The organism is Peptoniphilus sp. SGI.035 (assembly GCF_050315115.1).
Lineage (GTDB): Bacteria > Bacillota > Clostridia > Tissierellales > Peptoniphilaceae > Peptoniphilus_A.
Map to the genome: position 1 here is coordinate 1 of NZ_JBNPOJ010000045.1, position 1,749 is coordinate 1,749.

Below are 1,749 nucleotides of genomic sequence, written 5' to 3' on the forward strand. Positions count from 1 at the left end.
ATTCTTATGCAACTTCCAATATTATAACTTTTTGTGCGTATATATCTGGCACTTGGTTTCCCGCACCATTTAAAAACACACAGTCTAACATTTTTAGTTGGACTGTTATTTTTTTGTCCCTATAGATTATTTTGTCTATAAATGCCTTTAAAATCTTGAGAAAATTGACGAAAAATGAATAATACAAATATTTACAATTCAATTACATTTATAACAATCTACTAAAATCTCTTTTTTAAAATTTTCTATGGAGTATAATATAAAGATAATGGGAGGAATTATGAAGAAGACATTTAAAATATTTTTTGCATTTATAATTATAATTTTAATTTTCATATATATTTCAGGAATGTATTTTTTTAGAGATAGATTTATGCCAAGAACTTACATCAATGGACATGATTTTGGACTTACAAAAATTTCTGAGTTTGAAAAAAATTACAGTGAACTTTCTAAGAATTTTGTGCTAGATATTGTTGCAAAGGACAAAAAAAATAACGACAAGATTACGGCAGAAGAAATAAAATTTGAAGACAACATTGGCGGTGGTTTTATAAAACAAACTCCTCTTTATTGGCCAGTGGCATCTCTAATCGACAAAAAATATCAGCTGGACACAAATTTAAAATATGATGACGTGGCACTTGCTGAAAGGCTAAATAATTTAAGCCCAGTTAAAAATGAATCAATTCATTCTACCGATGCAAAGATTGTTTTTGATAAAGGCGAATTTAAAGTAGAGAAGGAAGTCCATGGAGATTTTGTAAAGCGTGATGAACTAAGAAATGCAATAATATCTCATTTTGCAGATAAAAATGAAAAATTAAATCTTGAAGAAGAAAATCTGTATATAGAACCAAGTATCACAGCAGATAGTGAGTACATTAAGAATCAATTGGAATCTTATAAAAAGCTTTTTACAAAGAAAATAATTTTTGACTTTGACGATAGGAAAGAAGAAGTTACGGGACAGGGAATTATTGCTATGTACTCAAAGTCTGATGACGGAACACTTGTTATCGACGAAAAAAAGGTTTCAAAATTTGTAGAAAATCTTGCAGCTAAGTACGACACTTTTAGAACTTCAAGAATTTTTAACGCAACTGGAATTGGCAGCGTAAAAGTTGATGGAGGAATTTATGGTTGGTTAACCGATAGGCAAAAGACAAAGGATGAAGTAATTGCAGCGCTAAATAAAGATGAAGTTGTTACAATAAAACCAATTTATAGACAAGATGCAGTTTCAAGGACAATAAATGACATTGGAAACACTTATATTGAAGTTGACCTTGCAAGGCAAAAGTTATGGTACTACAATAAGGGCAATCTTGAACTAGAGACTAATATTGTTTCTGGAAATCCAACTCTTGGAAATGGAACACCAACTGGTACAGATAGAATTTGGTCTCGCGAAAGGGACAGATTTCTAACGGGAGAAAATTATCGCTCTAAGGTAAACTATTGGCTTCCGATAAATTGGTCTGGCGTAGGACTTCACGATGCGACATGGAGATCAAACTTTGGAGGAAATATTTATTTATCTAGTGGATCCCATGGATGCGTAAATATTCCACCAGCAGTTATGAAAAATCTTTTTGACAAAACTTTTAATGGAATGCCAGTTATAGTTTATAATTCAGCAACGCAAAAAGTTCCTGATACATTAGTAACACAGGCAAAGACACAAACAAATCAAGGACAAGCGCAATAAAAACTGTAATAAATACCAATTTATAATTAAGATAGATT

General features: G+C 31.2%; 1 protein-coding gene. It reads left to right on the forward strand.

The annotated features are described in order from the left end of the window. Positions 1-280 precede the first annotated feature (280 nt). Positions 281-1,711: a L,D-transpeptidase family protein gene (locus ACQRC6_RS09700; RefSeq protein WP_427848740.1), complete on the forward strand. Its 1,431-nt coding sequence runs from the start codon at positions 281-283 to the stop codon at positions 1,709-1,711. Positions 1,712-1,749: the final 38 nt, after the last annotated feature.